We start from the raw sequence: 18,020 nt of genomic DNA, 5'->3' as shown, positions 1-18,020 counted from the left end.
TTCGAAAGGAGCACGCCATGAGCGCCGAAACCCAAGCGACCGAGTCCTTCACCGATTCCCACGTGCTGGACCCCGCCGCCACCTCGATCTCACAGGAGGCCATTTCCGCAGAGATCACCGAGGTCCACTGCGCTTACCGCCAATCCGTCATCGACGGGGCCAAGGCCGAGACCCAGCCGCGCATCGACTTCGCACCCTACCGTTCCTCGCTGCTGCGCCACCCCACCAAGTCGTTGCACCACGCGGACCCCGAGACCATCGAGCTCTACTCCCCCGCCTTCGGCGAGCGCGACGTCAACATCCTGGAATCGGATTTGACCATCCAGCACAACGGCGATCCCATCGGGGAGCGCATCGTGGTCTCCGGACGGGTGCTCGATGGCGATGGCCGCCCGGTGGCCGGGCAGCTGGTGGAAATCTGGCAGGCCAACGCCGCCGGACGCTACATCCACAAGCGCGACCAGCACCCCGCCCCGATCGACCCGAACTTCACCGGCGTGGGCCGTAGCATCACCGGGACCAACGGCGAGTACTCCTTCACCACCATCAAGCCGGCCCCCTACCCGTGGAAGAACCACCACAACGCCTGGCGCCCGGCACACATCCACTTCTCGATCTTCGGCACCGACTTCACCCAACGCATGGTCACCCAGATGTACTTCCCAGGGGACCCGCTGTTCTCCCTGGACCCGATCTACCAGGCGATCACCGATGCAGAGGCCCGGGCGCGCCTGGTCGCCACCTACGACCACTCGATCACGTCCCACGAATGGGCCACCGGCTACAACTGGGACATCGTGCTCACCGGTTCCAACCAAACTTGGATGGAAGAGACAGAGGGAGAGAACTAACATGGCACAGGCATCAACACCCCAGGCACCGCCACTGAAACTCGCCGCGACGCCCGGCCAGACCATCGGCCCGTTCTACGGCTACGCGCTGCCCTTTCCGCGTGACAACGAGCTGGTCAACCAGGCCCGCGACGGCTCCATCCGGTTGCACGGCACCGTCACCGACGGAAATGGCGCCCCGATCCCCGATGCGTTGCTGGAAATCTGGCAGGCCGACGAGGCAGGCAACGTCGTGGGCAAGGACGGCTCGCTCATCCGCGACGGGTTCACCTTCACCGGCTGGGGCCGCGCAGCGGTGGACAACGTGGGGCACTACACCTTCACCACACTCAACCCCGGGGCCACCGAGGAGGGCAAGGCACCGTTCATCATGCTCACTCTCTTTGCCCGCGGCCTGCTCAACCGCCTGTTCACCCGGATCTACCTGCCCGAGGACACCGCGGCGTTGGCCGTGGACCCGCTGCTGGCCTCGCTGGAACCCGAACGACGCAATACGCTCATCGCCACCCGCGAGGACGATGGTTCGCTGCGCTTCGATGTTTCCCTGCAGGGTGAGGACGAGACGGTCTTCCTCTCCTACCCACGCGAGGCATAGCACCGGGGCCCGCCGCACCATCCATCGTGCGCGGTGTGCAACTCGCCACGCACGGTGTCAACCGGCGATGATGGAGGTGGCGGGCCCCTGGCCCGCCGCACCTGCCCGCAACTTTGTTTCCCTACCGCCGTCCCAAGGAGCTCCACCACCCATGTACCCGGTCGATTTCGGATTGCTGTCCCCCGCCTGGGCATCAACGCCCGTGGCGTCCACCGCCTCGGATGCGGCCTTCGCCCAGGGCATGCTCGATGTCGAGGCCGCCTGGGTCAAGGTCCAGGCCCAGGCGGGGCTGTGCTCCGTCGCCGATGCCGACGCGGTGGCCGCCATCGCCCGGGTCGAACTCTACGACTTGGCCGCGCTGGCCCAAAAGGGGCCCGACGGGGCCAACGCGCTGATCCCGCTGCTGTCCATGATGCGCGCGAAGCTCGTCGAATCCGACGCCCCGGGGACCGCTGCGCTGGCCCTGCACCGCGGCGCCACGAGCCAGGACATCATCGACAGCGCCCTGATGCTGGTTGCCTCCCGCTCCATCACGTTGCTGCGCGGCGACCTCGTGTCGGCCGGCGCCTCCCTGTCCCGGCTCAGCAACGAGCACGGCTCCACCGTGTGCGTGGCCCGCTCGCTGACCCAGCATGCGCTTCCCACGCTCTTTGGCCTGCGCGTGGCCAACTGGCTGGCGGGAATCACCGCCGCCGGCCGGGCGCTCGATGCCGCGAACGCCGCGCTTCCGGTGCAATGGGGCGGGGCGGCGGGCACCCTGGCCTCGCTGCACCAACGCCTGGGCGCAACCCACCCGTACAAGTCCAACCACCGCCTGGCCGAACACGCGGAGGAACTCACCGCGGGCCTTGCCGCCGAACTCGGGCTCTTGGCCCCCATCGCACCATGGCACACCATGCGTGCACCGATCCTTGCCCTGGGCTCCGCACTGGCCTCGGTCAATGCCGCCACTGGCACCTTCGCCGCCGACGTACTCACCGCCTCCCGCCCGGAAATCGGGGAGCTCTCCGAGCCTCACGAAGCCGGAAAGGGCGGCTCCTCCGCCATGCCGCAAAAGCGGAACCCCGTGCATTCGGTGCTCTTGCGCAATGCGGCACTGGCCGCACCCGGGCACCTGGCCACCCTGTACAACGCTGCCGGGACCGCGGTCGACGAGCGTCCCGACGGCGGCTGGCACGCCGAATGGTCGGCACTGCGCGAACTGATCCGCCTTGCCGGCGCCGCCGGACACCACGGGCGGATCCTGGCCGCGGGCCTGAACGTGTTCCCGGAGGCCATGGCCCGGAACCTCGCACTCTCCGGGGACCTGCTGGTCTCCGAGCGCATTCTGGCCGTCGCCTCGCCATTGGTGGCAGGGGGCAAGGCCAAGGTTGATGAACTGGTGGCCGAATCGGTGCGCACCGGCACCCCCTTGCGCACCTTGCTCCAGGGGGAGCTGCCCTCGGACATGGACAACCAGCTCTTCCTCGATGACCTGCTGGACCCCTCAGGCTATCTGGGGTCGGCCACCGAATTCATCACCCGCATCCGCAAAGACTTCAACGATTGGAAGGTCGCATGAGCATTCCCGCATTGACCCCGTCCCTGCTGCACCCCGAGGAGCGCAAGCCCACGCTGGTCTTGGGCCCCTCGCTGGGAACCGGCTCGCTGGCCCTGTGGGGACCGGCGGTTCCATACCTCAAGGACCACTTCCAGCTCATCGCCTGGGACCTTCCCGGCCACGGCGAATCCGCGCCCTCCACCGAGGAATTCACCATGGCGGAACTTGCCGCAGGTGTCATCACCATGATCGAGGCCCTCCAGGCCGATGGCATCGTGGCGCAAGGGAACCGGCTCTTCTACGCCGGGGTATCCATCGGCGGGGCAATCGCCCTGCAACTTGCCAACGATTTCCCCGGAACCTTCACCGGCCTCTCGGCCATCTGCTCTGCGGCAAAGATCGGCACCCCCGAGGGCTGGGCCGAGCGCGCCGAGCTCGTGGCCAAGGCAGGAACCCCGGTGGTGCTCACCGGCTCTTCCGAGCGCTGGTTCGCGCCTGGCTTCATCGAGGCCAACCCGGTGGTTTCCACCGACCTGCTGCACAACCTGCAAGATGCCGACAGGTTCTCCTACGCCCACGCGTGCGGCGCACTGGCCGGTTACGACATGCGTGTGGGACTTCCCGGAATGAAAGACCCCATCCTGGCCATCGCCGGCGCCCATGACGTGGTGTGCCCGCCTAGTGACGCCGGATTCATTGCAGAGCACGCCCCGAATGCGCGGGTTGCCGTCATTGAAACCGTCGCGCATCTGGCTCCGGCCGAGGATCCGCAAGCAACCGCCGCACTTCTGGTGGAATTCTTCGATTCGATCACCCAGGAGCAAACCGCATGAGCGAATCACCACGGATGCCAGGGGACACCTACGATGCGGGACTTGAGGTCCGCAACGAGGTCCTGGGCACCGAACACGTCGCACGCGCCACGGCGAACTCCACCGAGTTCACCGACGAGTTCCAGGAAATGATCACCCGATACGCCTGGGGAACCATCTGGACCCGCGACGGATTGGAGCGCACCACCCGCAGCGCCATCACGCTGACCGCGTTGATCGCCGGCGGCTACTGGGAGGAGCTGGAAATGCACGTGCATGCGGCCCTGCGCAACGGCATGAGCACTAACGAGATCAAGGAAGTGTTTCTGCAGTCGGCGATCTACTGCTCGGTGCCCGCGGCCAACACAGCGTTCAAGATCGGCAAGGACGTGCTGGCCGAATACGCCGTCCATGAGGCAGCTGCCGATGGCACAACGGGGACTGCATAGTCGCATAACCCGGGCACGCGTGGGCGGCGACCGGAGCCCGCCCTGTGGAGATCGGCGCCGCTCGCCGCACTCACAGCACATCCGTCGTTGGGCACCGGTGCTTTCGGGCTAGATCGTCCGCGGAGCCTTGGCCAGGTTCGATGCCAGTTCTGTCGCGTTTTGCCGCACGACGTAGGCCGGACGGTCACGTTCCACCCGCCAGCTCTCGGACAACCCGCCGATGTTCACGGTGTCGAAACCAAACTCGTCATAGAACTTGGTGACCAGCGCCGCGGCATCCTCGTGGTCGCTCGCAGTGGCCAGGGCGCGGCGGTTTTCGGTTCCGGCAGCCATTCCCGTGGTGGTGATGTCTTGGGCGGGAATGTGGTTGAAGCCCTTGGCCACCTTCGATTCGGGCAGGTGATCCTGCACCATGCCCGAGGTGGTGGCTTCGCCCTTCTCCAGTGCGTCGATGCGGCCGTCGCGCTCCCAGTAGTAGTTGATGGTGTCGATCACGATCTTCCCGGCCAGCGCCTCGGCGGGAAGTTCCTGGTAGTTCTTCAGCGGGATGGTCACCACCGCAAAATCACCCGCTGCCCCGGCCTCGGCTGACGTCGCGGCACGCGCGCGTGGCCCCAGCTCGGCCACCAGCTCCGTGAGGGTTTCGGGCCCTCGCGAATTGCCGATGACCACGTCGTACCCCAGCGCCACGGCCTTGCGCGCTATCTGTGATCCTATGTGTCCCGCTCCGATGATTCCGATTGTAGTCATGCTGTATCCAACCTTCTTGCCCGTGGGTGCATTCCTTCAAGACGCCATGTGACGTGTCCTCCGGGCTTAAGGCGCCGGGAACATCTTGCGCCCTCGCGTGTGATACCTCCTTCAGGCCTCCCCGCGAGGGCGCAACCCGGGCTTTCGGTTAGAACGGGTACTCCGCGATTTCCGGTCGCATGGTCAGCCACTGGATTTCGGTGAACGACTCGATGTTCGCAGCAGCCCCGCCGAAGCGCGATCCAGTGCCCGATTTCCCGACGCCGCCAAACGGGGCATTGGCCTCGTCGGAAACCGTTTGCTCGTTGATGTGGATCTTCCCGGAGTGGACGCGGTCCGCCACCTGCATGGCCAGTCCCACGTCCCCCAGGATCCCCACCGAAAGTCCGTACTCGTTGGCATTGACGTGATCAATGAGCTCATCGATATCCGAGAACCGGGCCACCGGGGCAACTGGTCCGAAGATCTCCTCCTTGAACGCCGGGTTCTCCAGGTCCATATCCGCCAGCACCGTGGGCGCGTAGAACAGCCCGTCAAAGGTGCCGCCGGCGGCCAAACGCCCCCCGGCCTTGACCGAGGCGTGGACGATGCCGTCGATGTTGCCCAGCTGGCGTTCGTCGATGGTTGGGCCAAGCGCCACCTCGCCGGTGTTGGGATCTCCTACCGGGAGGTTGGTGGCCTTCTGCGCCAGGGCCTCAACATAGTCGTCATAGAGCGATTCGTGGACAAAGTGGCGTCCGGTGGTCATGCAGATCTGGCCTTGGTGCATGAATGAGCCGAAGGCGCCGGCGGAGGCTGCCTTGGCCAGGTCGGCGCCGGGCAGAACAATCAGTGCGTTGTTGCCGCCCAGCTCCAGGTGGGCACGCTTCAGGTGCCGGGCCGCGGACTCGCCCACCTTGCGCCCGGCTGCGGTTGACCCCGTGAACGAAACCACGCGGACCTCGGGGGCTTCGACGACGGCGGCGCCCACATCGGCTCCGCCTGGCAGCAAGGAGAGGAGTCCCGGCGGTAGTCCGGCTTCCTCGAAGATGCGCATCAGGGCCACGCCACCGCTTACAGCAGTGCGGGGATCGGGTTTGAGCAGCACCGCGTTGCCCAGTGCCAGTGCCGGAGCCACGGAGCGAATGGAGAGAATCAGCGGGAAGTTGAACGGGGCGATCACGCTGACGACCCCGGATGGGCGGCGACGGGCGAAGGACCAGCGATCCTCGTTGCTGGTGAGCACTTCGCCGTGCGGGTGCGAGGGCAGTGCGGCTGCCTCCCAGCATTCCAGTGCGGCAGTGTGGGTCTCCAAGCCGGCCTTGGCGGGGATGCTGCCTGCCTCGCGCACCAGCCATGAACCGATCTCCTCGGCGTGCTGCTTCCAAAGGTCCCCGGCCTTGCGCAATACAGCGGCGCGCTCTTCGGGCTTCTTCACTGCCCACAGCAGCTGCGCCTTGGCGGCCGCGCTCGCTGCCCGCAAGACATCCTCCGCGGAGGCCAGCCCGACCCTGCCCAGCACGTTGCCTGTGGCTGGCTCCATCACATCCTGGCTGCCGGCTGATCCCCGGATCCAACCGTGGATGTTGATTTTCGAGTTCCAGAGCGATTTTTCAAGCAATGACACGATTGGTTCCTTACCTGGTGACCTATTCGCAGGCCTTGCTACCCACAATTACGTAGGGGTGCCGGCCCGTCGTCTTCAACGGCACCAAACCGTGCCCTACCGCGCAGCATGCTGCCTGAAAGCCACGCTATGTCAACATCTTCCACCCGTCCACTGGGTCTCGCGCCCAAGGTTCCGAGGAAATGCCTGCGGCTATGGACGGGACCGGCCAGTGGCTTCCCATCGGCAAATACGTGCCAGCTCTTCCAGCGCATACTCCCAGTTGATTTGCTCTTGCTCCAACCGAATGTTCTTCCCGTGGCTCCCTGCCACCAACTCTGCATATAGTTCGGTCTCTTCATCGGACAAAGCGGCCAAGGTCCCCTTCATCGGGGTTCCCTCGACGCCCCAAAAGCCACGGTGTTCCAGCAGCGTTCGCCGATCCATCAGCACGCTGCGCACATGTCGATGATGCGTGCGCAGCTGGTTCAAGATGGCGAATCCGTGCGTGTCCAGGTCCCCCCAATAGACGAGTTCGCATCGGCTGACCCATTCGGCGCTGCGCAGTCCGGCAAACCCATAGCCTGCGCCGAAGACGACCAACGTTTCAGGCAGCAACGGAAGCGCAAGGAAGTTGGTCTTGTTCTCGGTCACCAGCACGGTTCGGACACCCGGGGCCATCGTCTCGAAGGCCTCGGCGGGCAACTGAAGGTCGGTTGCGCCGCCGGGGGCCTTCAGGATCGATGACATGGCGCGCACGCGCACCATTTCCGGTTCGCGCGTAAAGCCGTGGCGTTCGCGGAAGGACTTCATCCCGGAACTGCGCGGCGCCACCGTATTCACCAGGACTGCTGCCATCTCGTCGATGGAGCGAACATGTTTCTCCACGAACTTCGTATGGACACCGTCCAGGGCAAGCTGGCGCACATAGATTCCCGGATCGGGGTGCTCCACCAACCAGCGTGACACACGGGCCACCACCAGTGCCTCCTGATCCAAAGCCAGCAGTGCAAAAGGTTTCAAAAGCACCCACGCGCGTAACCCCGGCTCCAGGAACTGGAGTTCTTCGGCCAGAGCCAGGAACCGTGCAGCGTCCTTGGCCTTGCCCAGGAACCCGATCTCATCTTGAACCGCGTCAAACCAGATGGCCTGCGGTACCTCGTTGGCGCCAATGCTCTGGTGCCCGATGCTCCGGGTTTCCAAGCGGAAATGCCGCGCCCCGGAGTGCAGTTCACCGGCCCAGGTGCGCACCTGGGCAAAGTGCTGGCGAAGTTCACCGGCGGTTGGCGATTTCAGCGCCCTGCGGCGCGGGTAGACACCCGATGGCTCGAGCAGTTCGCGCAGGATCTCCCCGCGCTCCCAACTCCTGGCGCTTGCCGCCCGCAGCGCCGCGACGGTGCTCCAGAGGCTCTGCTCAGTTGCCACGGCGTTGTTTCTCGACCAGGTATTCGGCGATCGTCATGTTCCGCAGGTGTGAGGCCTGCCCGGAGGGGTTGTCGACGAAACCCACGTGTGCAACATAGGGCTCGATCACGTGGATCTTCTGCAGCGGAGTGACAATCAGCAGTTGCAGTTCCAACCGCCTGAACAGCTCGAGCCCGTAACGTGCCGATGCATCCGAGCCCCGGCCAAAGGCCTCGTCGATCACCACGAACCGGAAGTTCCGCTTGGCTTCGGTCGCTCCTGTCTTGCGTCCGCCGAGCCCGAACTGGAAGGCCAGCGCTGCGGCCAGGATCGTGTAGGCCAGCTTCTCCTTCTGGCCCCCGGATTTGCCGCCCGAGTCGGTGAAGTGCTCAAACTCCTCGTTGGTCTCGCTCCAGCGCTCCGAGGCGCTGAAGGTGAACCAGTTCCGCACGTCGGTGACCTTCGCTGTCCACCGTTCATCGAGGCTGCTCAGCCCGTCGCGTCCGCGGAAGCGCTCCACCAGCTTGGAGACCTGCAAGAACTTCAGCTCCGAGTACTGCTCGCTCTCCCCCAGCGTGCCTTCGGAGCAGGCACGCAGGTCGAAGATGAACTCCCGGATGTCCGTATCCGTGCTCTGCTGATGCTCAAGGCGGATGTGCCGGCCGGGGTTGTATTCGATCTGCGCTAATGACGCATTGATCTTCTCGATGCGCCCGGAAATGTCGGACTTGCGGGCATCGAGGAACGCGTTGAACGCCACGATTTCGTTGATGGTGTTCTGGTTCAGTGCTTCCTTGAACCGGGTGTCGAAGCGCGGCAGGTCATCGCTGCGCAGCCTCTGAAGCAAAGCGACGAACTCCACAGCGGCTTCGAGCGAGTTGTCGAACTCGGTGCATTCCTCCGGGTACTTGGCGCGGAAGGAGCCCATGTGGTTCAGGGTGTTTTCCCCGGCCCTGATGACCTGCCTGTTCAGCGCATCGATGCGGTTGGTCAGCTGCTCGCGCACGCTTCGCTCGGTGGTGGTGGTGTTGCGGTAGCTCAGCTCCGCATCCCCCAACGCCTGTGCGGTCAGTACGTCCAGCTCGGTGAGCACCTGCTGGTTGGTGCTGGCAGGGGTTTGCGCCAGGGACGTGCGGCATTCGCCAATGACGGTCTCGATCTCCTCGGATGCTTGCTCGTTCTTGCCCCGGCGGATGCCCAGCTGCTCGGCCTGCTCCTGCAGCTTCCTGCGCCCCAGCACCAGTTCCGCTTCCTTGGAAGCCAGCAGCGAGAGCTTGTCGTTCGCCGAGGAAAGCTCGCGGTGTTCGGCGCTCAACGTCTCGATTTGCCTGGCGGTTAGCTGCCAACTGATCTCGGCAAAGGATGCCACCCCCTCCACCGCGCCCACGGCACGCTGTGCCAGGGCCAACGCGCCAAGTTCTTTGTTCAGCGCCTCGATGCGCGCCTCGAAACCCAGTCGTTTGGCCGATGCTTCTTCCATGAGCCGGCGGACCGTCGCCATTTTTTCCTGGTTGTCCCAACCCAAGACGAAGTTCCGCCGGTCCCGGCGCCCGGGCCGGTCGTCCTTCTCATGGCGCCCGCCGCCGGTCTTGAGCTGTCCGTTGGGCGTCACCGCGCGCGCGTGGCGACGGAAGTCCTCCAGGGATTCACAGCATTGGTGGTCGAAACGCTTGTTCAGTTCCGCGGCCAGGTACGCGCGAAAATGCGTGCCGGCCTTGATCTCCACCTTGCTGGCCAGGGTCCCGGGGCGCTGCTCGGTGGCCCGTACCGGCTCCGCGTCGACCTTCCGGTAGACCAGCCTTCCACGTAACTGGTTCGCATCCACCCAGGTCGAGACCGCTGCATAGTGTTCCTGGGGCACCAAGAGCGAGAGCGCGAACCCGCGCAGTGCCAACTCCGCGGCACTCTCCCACAATTGCTCTCCGGGACGCACGCGCAGCAGCTCGCCGATGTACGGCAGCGTGGCCTCCTCGATCCCGGTTCCCTCGCAGAGCCTCCGGCGGATCTCCAACTGCTCGCGCGGCAAAAGGTTTGCCCGTGCCTGCAGGCTGGCATGTTCCTCGGACAGCGCGCCCTCTTCGTTGATTGCCTCGTTCATCTGTCCCAGCAGCACCCCGAGGTCCTGGTTCAGCCGTGTGGATTCCTGCCCCAACCGTGCGGTGGCCTCCGGCAGCGCGGCGACGTTCGCGTCGAAGTCGATCTGGTCGCGCACCTCGGCCAATCCCAGCAGCTGTGCGGACCGCGCGTAGGATGCCGCGCGTTCCTTTTGGCTGTCCTGCGCCACGCGCGCAGTGCGTATTTCGCCTTCGATGGCCGCCAGCCGGCCCCCGCCCTGGCTGCGGATGTCCTCGCGGATGGTCGCCAGCTGGTCCTCCGAGGTTCCAAGCTGCGCCTTCTTGGCCTCCGCCTCACGGTGCAGGCGTGCTCCGGTCCGGGCCAGCTCCGTTTGGTGCTCGAGGCTCAGATCCAGCTGCCGGGAGAGGAACCACGGGGTCAGTTCCTCCCGCAATGCGCGGTTGGCGTCCTCCTGGCCGGATAATTCGCGGTGCCGGTGCGAATGCTCGAGCACCGGGGTGAGCATCTGGATCTGGTCCTTGGCCCGGCGCACCGCATCGTGCGCCTTCTTCAAATCGTCGAAGTGGAGGATCAGGTTCTTCAGCCGGCCAGCAACATCGTCGTCGTCAAGCATGTTGGTGCGCACGAATCCGGTGATGTTTTCCACCTGCTTCATCGACACCGTGCGGTGGAACAGGTCCATGGCCTGGGACCCTGTGATGCCGAACTGCCGCTTGAACGCCGACTCGTAGGAATCGAAGGTGTCAAAGACGGCCACGCCATCGGTGCGCAGCCGCCGTTTGAGCTTGAGCGCATCGCCACCGAAATTGGCGAAATCCCCGGTGATCGACTGCTCGTTTTCGGCCAGCGAGTAGAAGCGGTTGGGCTGGCCCGCTTCCTGCGTGGCCCACAGCGTGAGGGCCAGGGTGACGGTCTTGTCCATTTCTGCGTTGTGAAAGACGCCCAGTACCACGGTGTAGGTCCCCGGCTTGCGCAGCGCGACCGGCTTGGAGGAGGACCCGCCGCCACGCTCGGACTTGTGGAAGCCGCGCACATAGGACATCAGGCTGCGTTCCTTGCGTTGCGCTCCCGCGGCCTTGTTGAACTCGATGCGGTGCGCCGGCAGCAGCAATGTGGTGATCGCATCGACAACCGTTGACTTGCCCGATCCGATGTCCCCGGTGAGCAGGGAGTTGTGCCCGTTGAGGATGAAGCGGCGCACCGCTGAATCGAAGGTTCCCCAGTTCAGGATTTCGAGCCTGCGCAGGCGGAATCCCGGTTCCAGTCCCTCGATGTCAAAGGCTTGGGTTTCATCGACCCGATGCACTGCGGCGGCCGGTGCCGGTGGTGATGCCACCGGCGCCTTCATGGTGGGTGCCGCTGCGGTTTCGACCCCCTCGGTGCTTTCGCCGAAGAGCGTGTCCTGCCCCTGCCCGGTCCCCGGCTCGCTCCGCTGCGCGTTGTTGGTCGGTGTCATCGTTGCTCCTCCAGTGCCTTGCGGTAGTCGGCCAGGCGCGCATCGAGCTCGCCGAGCCATTGGGCGTCCACGAACGCTTTGATGATCCGCGCGACCTCGTAGTGCTCCTCGGTGCCGCGCATCTTGCGCAGGAAGCCAAGCTCCGCCACCTTCTTGATGCTGGTGTTCAGCTGGTCGATCAGCCGCACCTCGTTGCTGGTTTCGGGCATGAACACGGTGACCATCTCGGCGATCTGCTCGCGGGACATCACCAGCCGGGTCTCGGCACTCTGCTGGTCGAACTCGGCCAGGCGCACCCGCAGCAGGGCAAGCAACAAGGACACGTGGAAGGTCAGTTGCCGCCTGGCGACCAGCCTGGGCAACTTCGAATCCTCGTCCTGTTTCGAACGCAGGAACGCATAGCCCTCGTTCTCGTCGTGGAAGAGTGCCAGGCCGAGCACCGCGAGGTAGTCACGGGCGGTGGAGATGTTCTCGCCCAGGGCCTGCCAGAGCTTTTCATCGGACTCGCGGTAGATCACTCCCTTGAGCAGGTGGGTCAGGACCAGGGAGAGTGCGTCCGAGGGCGCCGGTGCCCCCGGCGCGCCGGGTTCGGCCTGCTCGAGCTCAAAGGGCAAGGTTTCGTTTGTTGTCATTCCGGCCTCACAAATATCACGTGTTCCACCGTGGCTTCTCTCTGCGCACCGGTGTCGGTCATCCAGCGCAGCCTCTGGGTCCGGGAGGCGTCGATGCTCGCCCACTTCGATTCGGCGGCGATCTGGAAATACATGACCAGCTCCGCCAACCCCTTTTCCAGCGGATGTGCCCCGAGGACCTGGCCCAGGTTCGCCTGGGGCAGCTGCCCCAGGACCTGGTCGATGTTGGACTGCAGCTGGTCACGGTCCACATAGAACTGGTCGAAGAGCGCGCTGGAATCGACTTGGGTGTCCTCGGCGAGCGCCACCTCGTCATCGATCGGAACCTGGGTCCCTGGCTTGTACAGCGGGCGTTCGAAGGGCAGCCCGATTTCCGCCTGTTGCGCCGCAAGCTGCGCCACCGGTCCGGCCGGCGGATCGTTGCGCAGTGCCAGCGCGTTGGATTCGATGCTGCGGATCAGCTGCATGATGCGTTTGTTCTCCAAGAACACCTTGTCATCGAGCAACCTGCGCATCTGTTGGGAGAGCCGGCGCACGGTGCCCTGGGTCTGTTCCACCGCCGGCAGCCAGTCGCGCTGCAGGTGCAGGATCTCCCCCAGCCCGTCCACGCGCGCCAGCGTGGGGATCTTGGTGGCTCGTTCAAGCAGGTCGGTGAGTTCGGCGCGCTGCGCCGGGGACATCAGGTAATCCCAGAAACCCTGGAAGGTGCGGCCCTGCAGCGACCCGGAGATGTCTTCCTGGTTGGTGAAGATCGCATCGAGCAACTCTCCCTGGCTGCCCTCCCAGGTGGCGATGCGTTCGCGTACCTTGCGGTCCAGGTTCCGGAAGTTCTGCTCAACCTCGCGGAAGTCCGAGAGCAGGTCCTGGGCCTGGGCGCGCAGCTGCTGGTAGTGGTCAAGGGCTTCCGGTGCCGTCATCACCGGCATGTCTCCGGCGGAGACCGCCTCGATCTGCGCGTCAATCGTCGCGCGCTCGGCGGACAGTTGGGCCAGGCGGAGCACGGGGTCGGTCTCAGAACCCTGGACCAGCGACTTGAGCAGTGCGAAGATTCCGGTCAGCCGTGACTGTGTGGCAACGAATTCCCTGCCCTGCAGCGACTGGACCCAGCGAACGGCATCCTCGGTGGTGGGGGTGAGGTCGAAGATCGGGTCGTCCTGGCCCTCGATGTAGAACTTGCGCAACCAGGCCTTCTCCGGTGCGGCCCAGTTATCGAGGTACTCGGCAGCGCCGCGCGGGAACGTCTCCCCCTCGTCTCCCTCTCGGACCATGAACAGCACGTCCTCGAGTGAATCAACCAGCTCGTGGCGCGAAATATTGCGCCGGTTGGGCTCGATGAAGGCCGCGGCAAAGAATGCGATAACCAGCGGGGCATGATCCGCGCGCAGCAGCGCCCACCCCGGGTGGTTTGCGCGCAGTCCCTGCACGGCGTAGTAGTCCACGTTTTCGACTCGATTCGCTCTTGGGCCCAGCCGCGGATCCTCGCGTCGCGGCCCCTCTCATCATAGGAAACTTCGGCGACATTTAGTGACAAACCGTCATTGGCGTGGCCGTCTTGCCTGCTCAGATCGCTGCTTCAGGCATCTTGCGTGGCGGGGTTTTCGCCGCCCCGCTTGGCAACCGCATCCATCATCGAGGCTTCAAGCCAGCTGCGTTCGACGTCATCGAGCGCCCGGGAGGAGCGCCCGCCGGGGCCCAGCGGCACCATCACCGTGGTTCCGTCGAACACCGCATCCCCATCCAAAAGCCCCACATGGCGCACGGTGAAGGACTTGGTGCCGATGCGCACCACGCCAACACGCATGAGCAACGTCGGGGTGTAGTGAACCTGGCGCAGGTAATCGACACTCAACGAGGCGACCACCAGACCGGAGCCGAACCGGGCAGCGCCGTCACCCGAAGCAAAGCGGGACCACCTGATCCGTGCCTCTTCCATCAGCGTGATGACCCGTGCGTTGTTCACGTGTCCCAGCGCGTCCTGGTCCGACCACCGCAATTGCATCTCGAACTCGTACGGGTCATTGGCGGCGGCGATCGTGTCTACGCTCATGGAACCATTGCACCAGAGGACCCGGCATGTCCCCGAACATGTGACGTCGCCGCGCGGTCGCAGACACAAGGGAATCCTCCTGCCCGGGCCCGGGGGGACGGCGCGGTGCCGGATCTACCGGATCCCGGCGGCCTGTTTCCCTCCATGCCCGGTCAGCACCGGGGCGACCATGCGTTTCAGCCCGCGGGGAATTCGATGATCTCGCTTCGGATCAAAAAACGTTTGCCCTCCGGCGCCTCCAGGGAGAAGCCCGAGCCGCGCCCGTCAACCACGTCGATCGTGAGCTTGGTGTGCTTCCAGTACGCGAACTGTTCCTTGGACATCCAGAAGTCCAGTTCCCCCAGCACCGCGCCCTCCCCATCGGGCAACGCGAATCTTCCCAGCAGGATGTCGGCGTCCCCGGTCTTGAATTCCCCGGCTTCGAAGCACATCGGGGAGGACCCGTCGCAGCATCCGCCGGACTGGTGGAACATCAATGGGCCGTTCCTGGCCCACAGCTTGGCCAGCAACTCGCCGGCCGCCGGCGCCAGTGCCACCCGGGAGAAGTCCTCTCCCTCAATTGCGGGGTTGGATTCAATGACGCCGTCCATGATGCTGCTCCCTCATTTTTGTCCTTCGCCTTGTTCCACGGACACCACCGCCCGGCACCGTCTTGAAGGTACGGTGCCGGGCGAAGGCATGGAACCCGTTTCCACTGTTCCCGCCCTTGTTCCAGGGGGCGGGGCAGGTCTTTGTTACTTGCTGGCGTAGTCGATGACCACCCGGCCATCGATCTTCGCGTGGATCATCTCGTCAAGGATCGCGTTGATGTCCTCAAGCGGACGGGTGCTGAAGGTCGGCTTGATCTTTCCTGCCGCGTAGAACTCCAACGCCTCGATCATGTCCTGGCGGGTGCCCACGATCGAACCGCGGATCGTCAGGCCCTTGAGCACGATGTCGAAGATCGGGGCGGGGAAATCCCCCGGCGGCAGGCCGTTGAACACGATGGTCCCTCCGCGCCGGGTCATGGAAATCGCCTGGCCGAACGCTGCCGGGTGCACCGCGGTGACCAGCACGCCGTGGGCGCCGCCGATGGCCTTCTGGATGGCCTCCGCCGGTTCCTCGGCAAACGCGTTGACGGTGACCTCGGCGCCGTGGCTGCGGGCCAACGCCAGCTTTTCCTCGGCGACGTCGACGGCAACAACGCGCATGCCCATCGCCACCGCGTATTGCACCGCGATGTGCCCCAGGCCGCCGATCCCGGAGATGACGACCCACTGGCCTGGGGTGACCTCGGTCTGCTTCAGGCCCTTGTAAACGGTTACGCCGGCGCAGAGCACCGGGGCGATCTCATAAGGGTCCGAACCTTCGGGGATGTGTGCGGCGAACTTCGCCTCGACAAGCATGTACTCCCCGAAGGACCCGTCGACCGAGTAGCCACCGTTCTGCTGGGACTCGCAGAGCGTTTCCCAACCGGTGCGGCAGTGCTCGCAACTGCCGCAGGCGTTGGCGAGCCAGGCGTTGCCGACCAGGTCTCCGACCTTGACCTCGGTCACACCCTCACCGATCTTTTCCACGTAGCCCACGCCCTCGTGGCCCGGGATCAGGGGAAGCTTCGGCTTGACCGGCCAGTCGCCGTGGGCGGCGTGCAGGTCGGTGTGGCAGACGCCGGAGGCGATGACCTTCACCAGCGCCTGGCCCGGGCCGGGCTCCGGGATCTGTGCCGTGCCAACTCTGAGTTCGTCGCCGAATTTTTCGACAATGGCTGCGCGCATGGTGCTCATGGGGGTGATTCCTTTGCTTTGGTCCGGGGCGCGGAAGATCAGGCGGTGCGCTTTTGCACACCTGGCCCATCTCCCGCGCCACCGAGGAAGGGTGGAAAGGGTGTTGTTCACTTCAGGTACCGCGTGGGGGTGGAGGTCGGGGTCAGGTGGCGGGTGGCTCGAAGGTGGCGTTTGGGGCCACCTTCGAGCCAGTGGGTCTTTAGAAGAATCCGAGTTTGTCTTCGGAGTAGGAGACCAGCAGGTTCTTGGTCTGCTGGTAGTGATCCAGCATCATCAGGTGGTTCTCACGTCCGATGCCCGAGGACTTGTAGCCGCCGAACGCGGAGTGGGCGGGGTAGGCGTGATACTGGTTGACCCAGACGCGTCCGGCCTGGATGTCGCGCCCGGCGCGGTAGGCGGTGTTGCCGTTGCGGCTCCACACTCCCGAGCCCAGCCCGTAGAGGGTGTCGTTGGCGATCTCGATGGCATCCTCGTAACCGGAGAACTTGGCGACCGAGACGACGGGGCCGAAGATCTCCTCCTGGAAGACGCGCATTTTGTTGTGGCCCTCGAAGATGGTCGGCTGCACGTAGTAGCCCCCGGCCAGATCCCCGCCGAGCTCTGCTCGCCCGCCGCCGGTGAGCACCTTGGCGCCCTCCGCCTTGCCGATGTCCAGGTAGGAGAGGATCTTCTCCAGCTGGTCGTTGGATGCTTGGGCGCCCATCATGGTCTCGGTATCCAGCGGGTTGCCGGCCTTGATGGCCTCGGTGCGCTTGATCACGTCGGCCATGAACGAGTCGTAGATGGACTCCTGAACCAGGGCGCGCGAGGGGCAGGTGCAGACCTCGCCCTGGTTCAGCGCGAACATGGTGAAGCCCTCTTGGGCCTTGTCGTAGAACGCGTCGTCCTTCGCCGTAACGTCCTCGAAGAAGATGTTCGGGGACTTGCCGCCGAGCTCCAGGGTGACCGGGATCAGGTTCTCGGAGGCGTACTGCATGATGAGCCGGCCCGTGGTGGTCTCGCCGGTGAAAGCAATCTTGCGGATGCGCTTGTTCGAGGCCAGCGGCTTGCCGGCCTCGACGCCGAAGCCGTTCACGACGTTGAGCACGCCGGGAGGAAGCAGGTCGCCGATGACCTCCATCAGCACCAGGATCGAGACCGGGGTCTGCTCTGCGGGCTTGAGCACGATGGCGTTGCCGGCGGCGAGGGCGGGTGCAAGCTTCCACACGGCCATCAGGATCGGGAAGTTCCAAGGGATGATCTGCCCGACGACGCCGAGCGGCTCGTGGAAGTGGTACGCGGTGGTGTTCTCGTCGATCTGCGAGAGCCCGCCTTCTTGGGCGCGGATGGCACCGGCGAAGTAGCGGAAGTGGTCCACGGCCAGCGGAAGGTCGGCGCCGAGGCACTCGCGGATCGCCTTACCGTTGTCCCAGGTCTCCGCGACGGCGAGCATTTCGAGGTTCTCCTCGATGCGGTCCGCGATCTTGTTCAGGATCACGGCACGTTCGGCCGGGCTGGACTTGCCCCACGGGCCGGCTGCCGCTTCTGCTGCGTCCAGTGCCGCCTCGATGTCTTCGGCCGTGCCGCGGCCGACTTCGCAGAAGCCCTTGCCGGTGATGGGGGTGATGTTCTCGAAGTACTCGCCCTTGATGGGGGCAACCCATTGACCGCCGATGTAGTGGTCATAACGGGACTTGAAGTTCAGAAGTGAACCTTCGGTGTTGGGATTGGCGTAGACCGTCATGACGACTCCTTGGAAATGAGTGGGTGTGGAAACTTGCTACTTGATGTGAGCTTACTCACACAAAGGTTGCGGCAACGTTGCATCCGAGGTTGCACCGTTGCCCGAGGTCCGCCCAGCCACAGCTTTCCGCAGAATTCCGGGGCGCACCGCCACTGCCCGTGGTTTCCCGCCAAGTAACCTCTTCCTCTCGACTGCCCGCTTTTCCGCTTTCCCGCACGGGATCGCTGGCGCGCACCCGGGGAGTTCTGCACGGGTTGGGCACCTACCCCAGGGCGACGTCCTTGAGGTGGTTCACACTTGCAGGCATGAACACCTTCAAGGCACCAAGCACCCCAAG

15 protein-coding genes are annotated in these 18,020 nt (G+C 64.9%); 5 read left to right on the top strand and 10 right to left on the bottom strand.

All coding sequences use genetic code 11. The features are described 5' to 3' along the window. The first annotated feature begins 17 nt into the window (after positions 1-17). The 5 genes from pcaH (at position 18) to pcaC (ending at position 4,247) form a co-directional block, all read left to right on the top strand. A complete protein-coding gene (gene pcaH / locus ABEA12_RS14255) occupies positions 18-851 on the top strand; it encodes a protocatechuate 3,4-dioxygenase subunit beta (RefSeq protein WP_210099396.1) in 834 nt (277 codons plus the stop codon). 1 nt (position 852) lies between these two features. Beyond that, positions 853-1,446, top strand: coding sequence for a protocatechuate 3,4-dioxygenase subunit alpha (gene pcaG, locus ABEA12_RS14250; protein ID WP_210099395.1), 594 nt, complete (start codon positions 853-855; stop codon positions 1,444-1,446). A gap of 151 nt (positions 1,447-1,597) precedes the next feature. Next, complete coding sequence (locus tag ABEA12_RS14245) at positions 1,598-3,007, top strand: lyase family protein (RefSeq protein ID WP_210099394.1); 1,410 nt, start codon at positions 1,598-1,600, stop codon at positions 3,005-3,007. Further along, positions 3,004-3,819 (top strand): alpha/beta fold hydrolase, encoded by an 816-nt coding sequence (locus ABEA12_RS14240; protein WP_210099393.1) that lies wholly within the window; start codon positions 3,004-3,006, stop codon positions 3,817-3,819. Before ABEA12_RS14245 ends, ABEA12_RS14240 begins: the two co-directional genes overlap by 4 nt. After that, on the top strand, positions 3,816-4,247 hold the full coding sequence (gene pcaC / locus ABEA12_RS14235; RefSeq protein ID WP_210099392.1) for a 4-carboxymuconolactone decarboxylase: 432 nt from the start codon (positions 3,816-3,818) through the stop codon (positions 4,245-4,247). The genes ABEA12_RS14240 and pcaC overlap by 4 nt, the downstream gene beginning before the upstream one ends. A gap of 108 nt (positions 4,248-4,355) precedes the next feature. On the opposite strand, the gene ABEA12_RS14230 is transcribed toward pcaC, so the two are convergent. The 10 genes from ABEA12_RS14230 to exaC all read right to left on the bottom strand — a co-directional run bounded on the left by ABEA12_RS14230 (position 4,356) and on the right by exaC (position 17,683). Further along, a complete protein-coding gene (locus ABEA12_RS14230) occupies positions 4,356-4,997 on the bottom strand; it encodes an NADPH-dependent F420 reductase (RefSeq protein WP_210099391.1) in 642 nt (213 codons plus the stop codon). 148 nt (positions 4,998-5,145) lie between these two features. Then, positions 5,146-6,603 carry a benzaldehyde dehydrogenase gene (locus ABEA12_RS14225; RefSeq protein ID WP_210099390.1) on the bottom strand — a complete coding sequence of 486 codons (1,458 nt, stop codon included), beginning with the start codon at positions 6,601-6,603 and terminating at the stop codon, positions 5,146-5,148. A 192-nt stretch (positions 6,604-6,795) separates the two neighbouring features. After that, positions 6,796-8,007 (bottom strand): Wadjet anti-phage system protein JetD domain-containing protein, encoded by a 1,212-nt coding sequence (locus ABEA12_RS14220; RefSeq protein WP_210099389.1) that lies wholly within the window; start codon positions 8,005-8,007, stop codon positions 6,796-6,798. Further along, the gene (locus tag ABEA12_RS14215; protein WP_210099388.1) at positions 7,997-11,518 is read right to left on the bottom strand and encodes an ATP-binding protein; all 3,522 of its coding nucleotides are present in this window, start codon (positions 11,516-11,518) and stop codon (positions 7,997-7,999) included. The genes ABEA12_RS14220 and ABEA12_RS14215 overlap by 11 nt, the downstream gene beginning before the upstream one ends. After that, complete coding sequence (locus tag ABEA12_RS14210) at positions 11,515-12,150, bottom strand: DUF4194 domain-containing protein (RefSeq protein WP_210099387.1); 636 nt, start codon at positions 12,148-12,150, stop codon at positions 11,515-11,517. Before ABEA12_RS14210 ends, ABEA12_RS14215 begins: the two co-directional genes overlap by 4 nt. Beyond that, the gene (locus ABEA12_RS14205; RefSeq protein WP_210099386.1) at positions 12,147-13,589 is read right to left on the bottom strand and encodes a DUF3375 domain-containing protein; all 1,443 of its coding nucleotides are present in this window, start codon (positions 13,587-13,589) and stop codon (positions 12,147-12,149) included. Before ABEA12_RS14205 ends, ABEA12_RS14210 begins: the two co-directional genes overlap by 4 nt. 134 nt (positions 13,590-13,723) lie before the next feature. Then, the gene (locus tag ABEA12_RS14200) at positions 13,724-14,197 is read right to left on the bottom strand and encodes an acyl-CoA thioesterase (RefSeq protein WP_210099385.1); all 474 of its coding nucleotides are present in this window, start codon (positions 14,195-14,197) and stop codon (positions 13,724-13,726) included. Positions 14,198-14,373: 176 nt separating this feature from the next. After that, positions 14,374-14,787, bottom strand: coding sequence for a DUF779 domain-containing protein (locus ABEA12_RS14195; protein WP_210099384.1), 414 nt, complete (start codon positions 14,785-14,787; stop codon positions 14,374-14,376). A gap of 144 nt (positions 14,788-14,931) precedes the next feature. After that, positions 14,932-15,960: an alcohol dehydrogenase AdhP gene (adhP, locus tag ABEA12_RS14190; RefSeq protein ID WP_210099383.1), complete on the bottom strand. Its 1,029-nt coding sequence runs from the start codon at positions 15,958-15,960 to the stop codon at positions 14,932-14,934. 199 nt (positions 15,961-16,159) lie between these two features. Further along, complete coding sequence (gene exaC, locus ABEA12_RS14185) at positions 16,160-17,683, bottom strand: acetaldehyde dehydrogenase ExaC (RefSeq protein ID WP_210099382.1); 1,524 nt, start codon at positions 17,681-17,683, stop codon at positions 16,160-16,162. Positions 17,684-18,020: the final 337 nt, after the last annotated feature.

Source organism: Paeniglutamicibacter antarcticus (assembly GCF_039544305.1).
Lineage (GTDB): Bacteria > Actinomycetota > Actinomycetes > Actinomycetales > Micrococcaceae > Paeniglutamicibacter > Paeniglutamicibacter antarcticus_C.
The sequence above is the reverse complement of the archived record's forward strand: the minus strand, read 5'-3'. Positions and strand labels throughout refer to the sequence as shown.

Bases quoted from the DNA above. Each gene is read 5' to 3' on its own strand.
- ABEA12_RS14240 (WP_210099393.1), top strand. From the start codon at position 3,004: ATGAGCATTCCCGCATTGACCCCGTCCCTGCTGCACCCCGAGGAGCGC.
- ABEA12_RS14245 (WP_210099394.1), top strand. From the start codon at position 1,598: ATGTACCCGGTCGATTTCGGATTGCTGTCCCCCGCCTGGGCATCAACG.
- ABEA12_RS14230 (WP_210099391.1), bottom strand. From the start codon at position 4,997: ATGACTACAATCGGAATCATCGGAGCGGGACACATAGGATCACAGATA.
- adhP (WP_210099383.1), bottom strand. From the start codon at position 15,960: ATGAGCACCATGCGCGCAGCCATTGTCGAAAAATTCGGCGACGAACTC.
- pcaG (WP_210099395.1), top strand. From the start codon at position 853: ATGGCACAGGCATCAACACCCCAGGCACCGCCACTGAAACTCGCCGCG.
- ABEA12_RS14195 (WP_210099384.1), bottom strand. From the start codon at position 14,787: ATGGACGGCGTCATTGAATCCAACCCCGCAATTGAGGGAGAGGACTTC.
- pcaC (WP_210099392.1), top strand. From the start codon at position 3,816: ATGAGCGAATCACCACGGATGCCAGGGGACACCTACGATGCGGGACTT.
- ABEA12_RS14215 (WP_210099388.1), bottom strand. From the start codon at position 11,518: ATGACACCGACCAACAACGCGCAGCGGAGCGAGCCGGGGACCGGGCAG.
- exaC (WP_210099382.1), bottom strand. From the start codon at position 17,683: ATGACGGTCTACGCCAATCCCAACACCGAAGGTTCACTTCTGAACTTC.
- ABEA12_RS14210 (WP_210099387.1), bottom strand. From the start codon at position 12,150: ATGACAACAAACGAAACCTTGCCCTTTGAGCTCGAGCAGGCCGAACCC.
- ABEA12_RS14200 (WP_210099385.1), bottom strand. From the start codon at position 14,197: ATGAGCGTAGACACGATCGCCGCCGCCAATGACCCGTACGAGTTCGAG.
- pcaH (WP_210099396.1), top strand. From the start codon at position 18: ATGAGCGCCGAAACCCAAGCGACCGAGTCCTTCACCGATTCCCACGTG.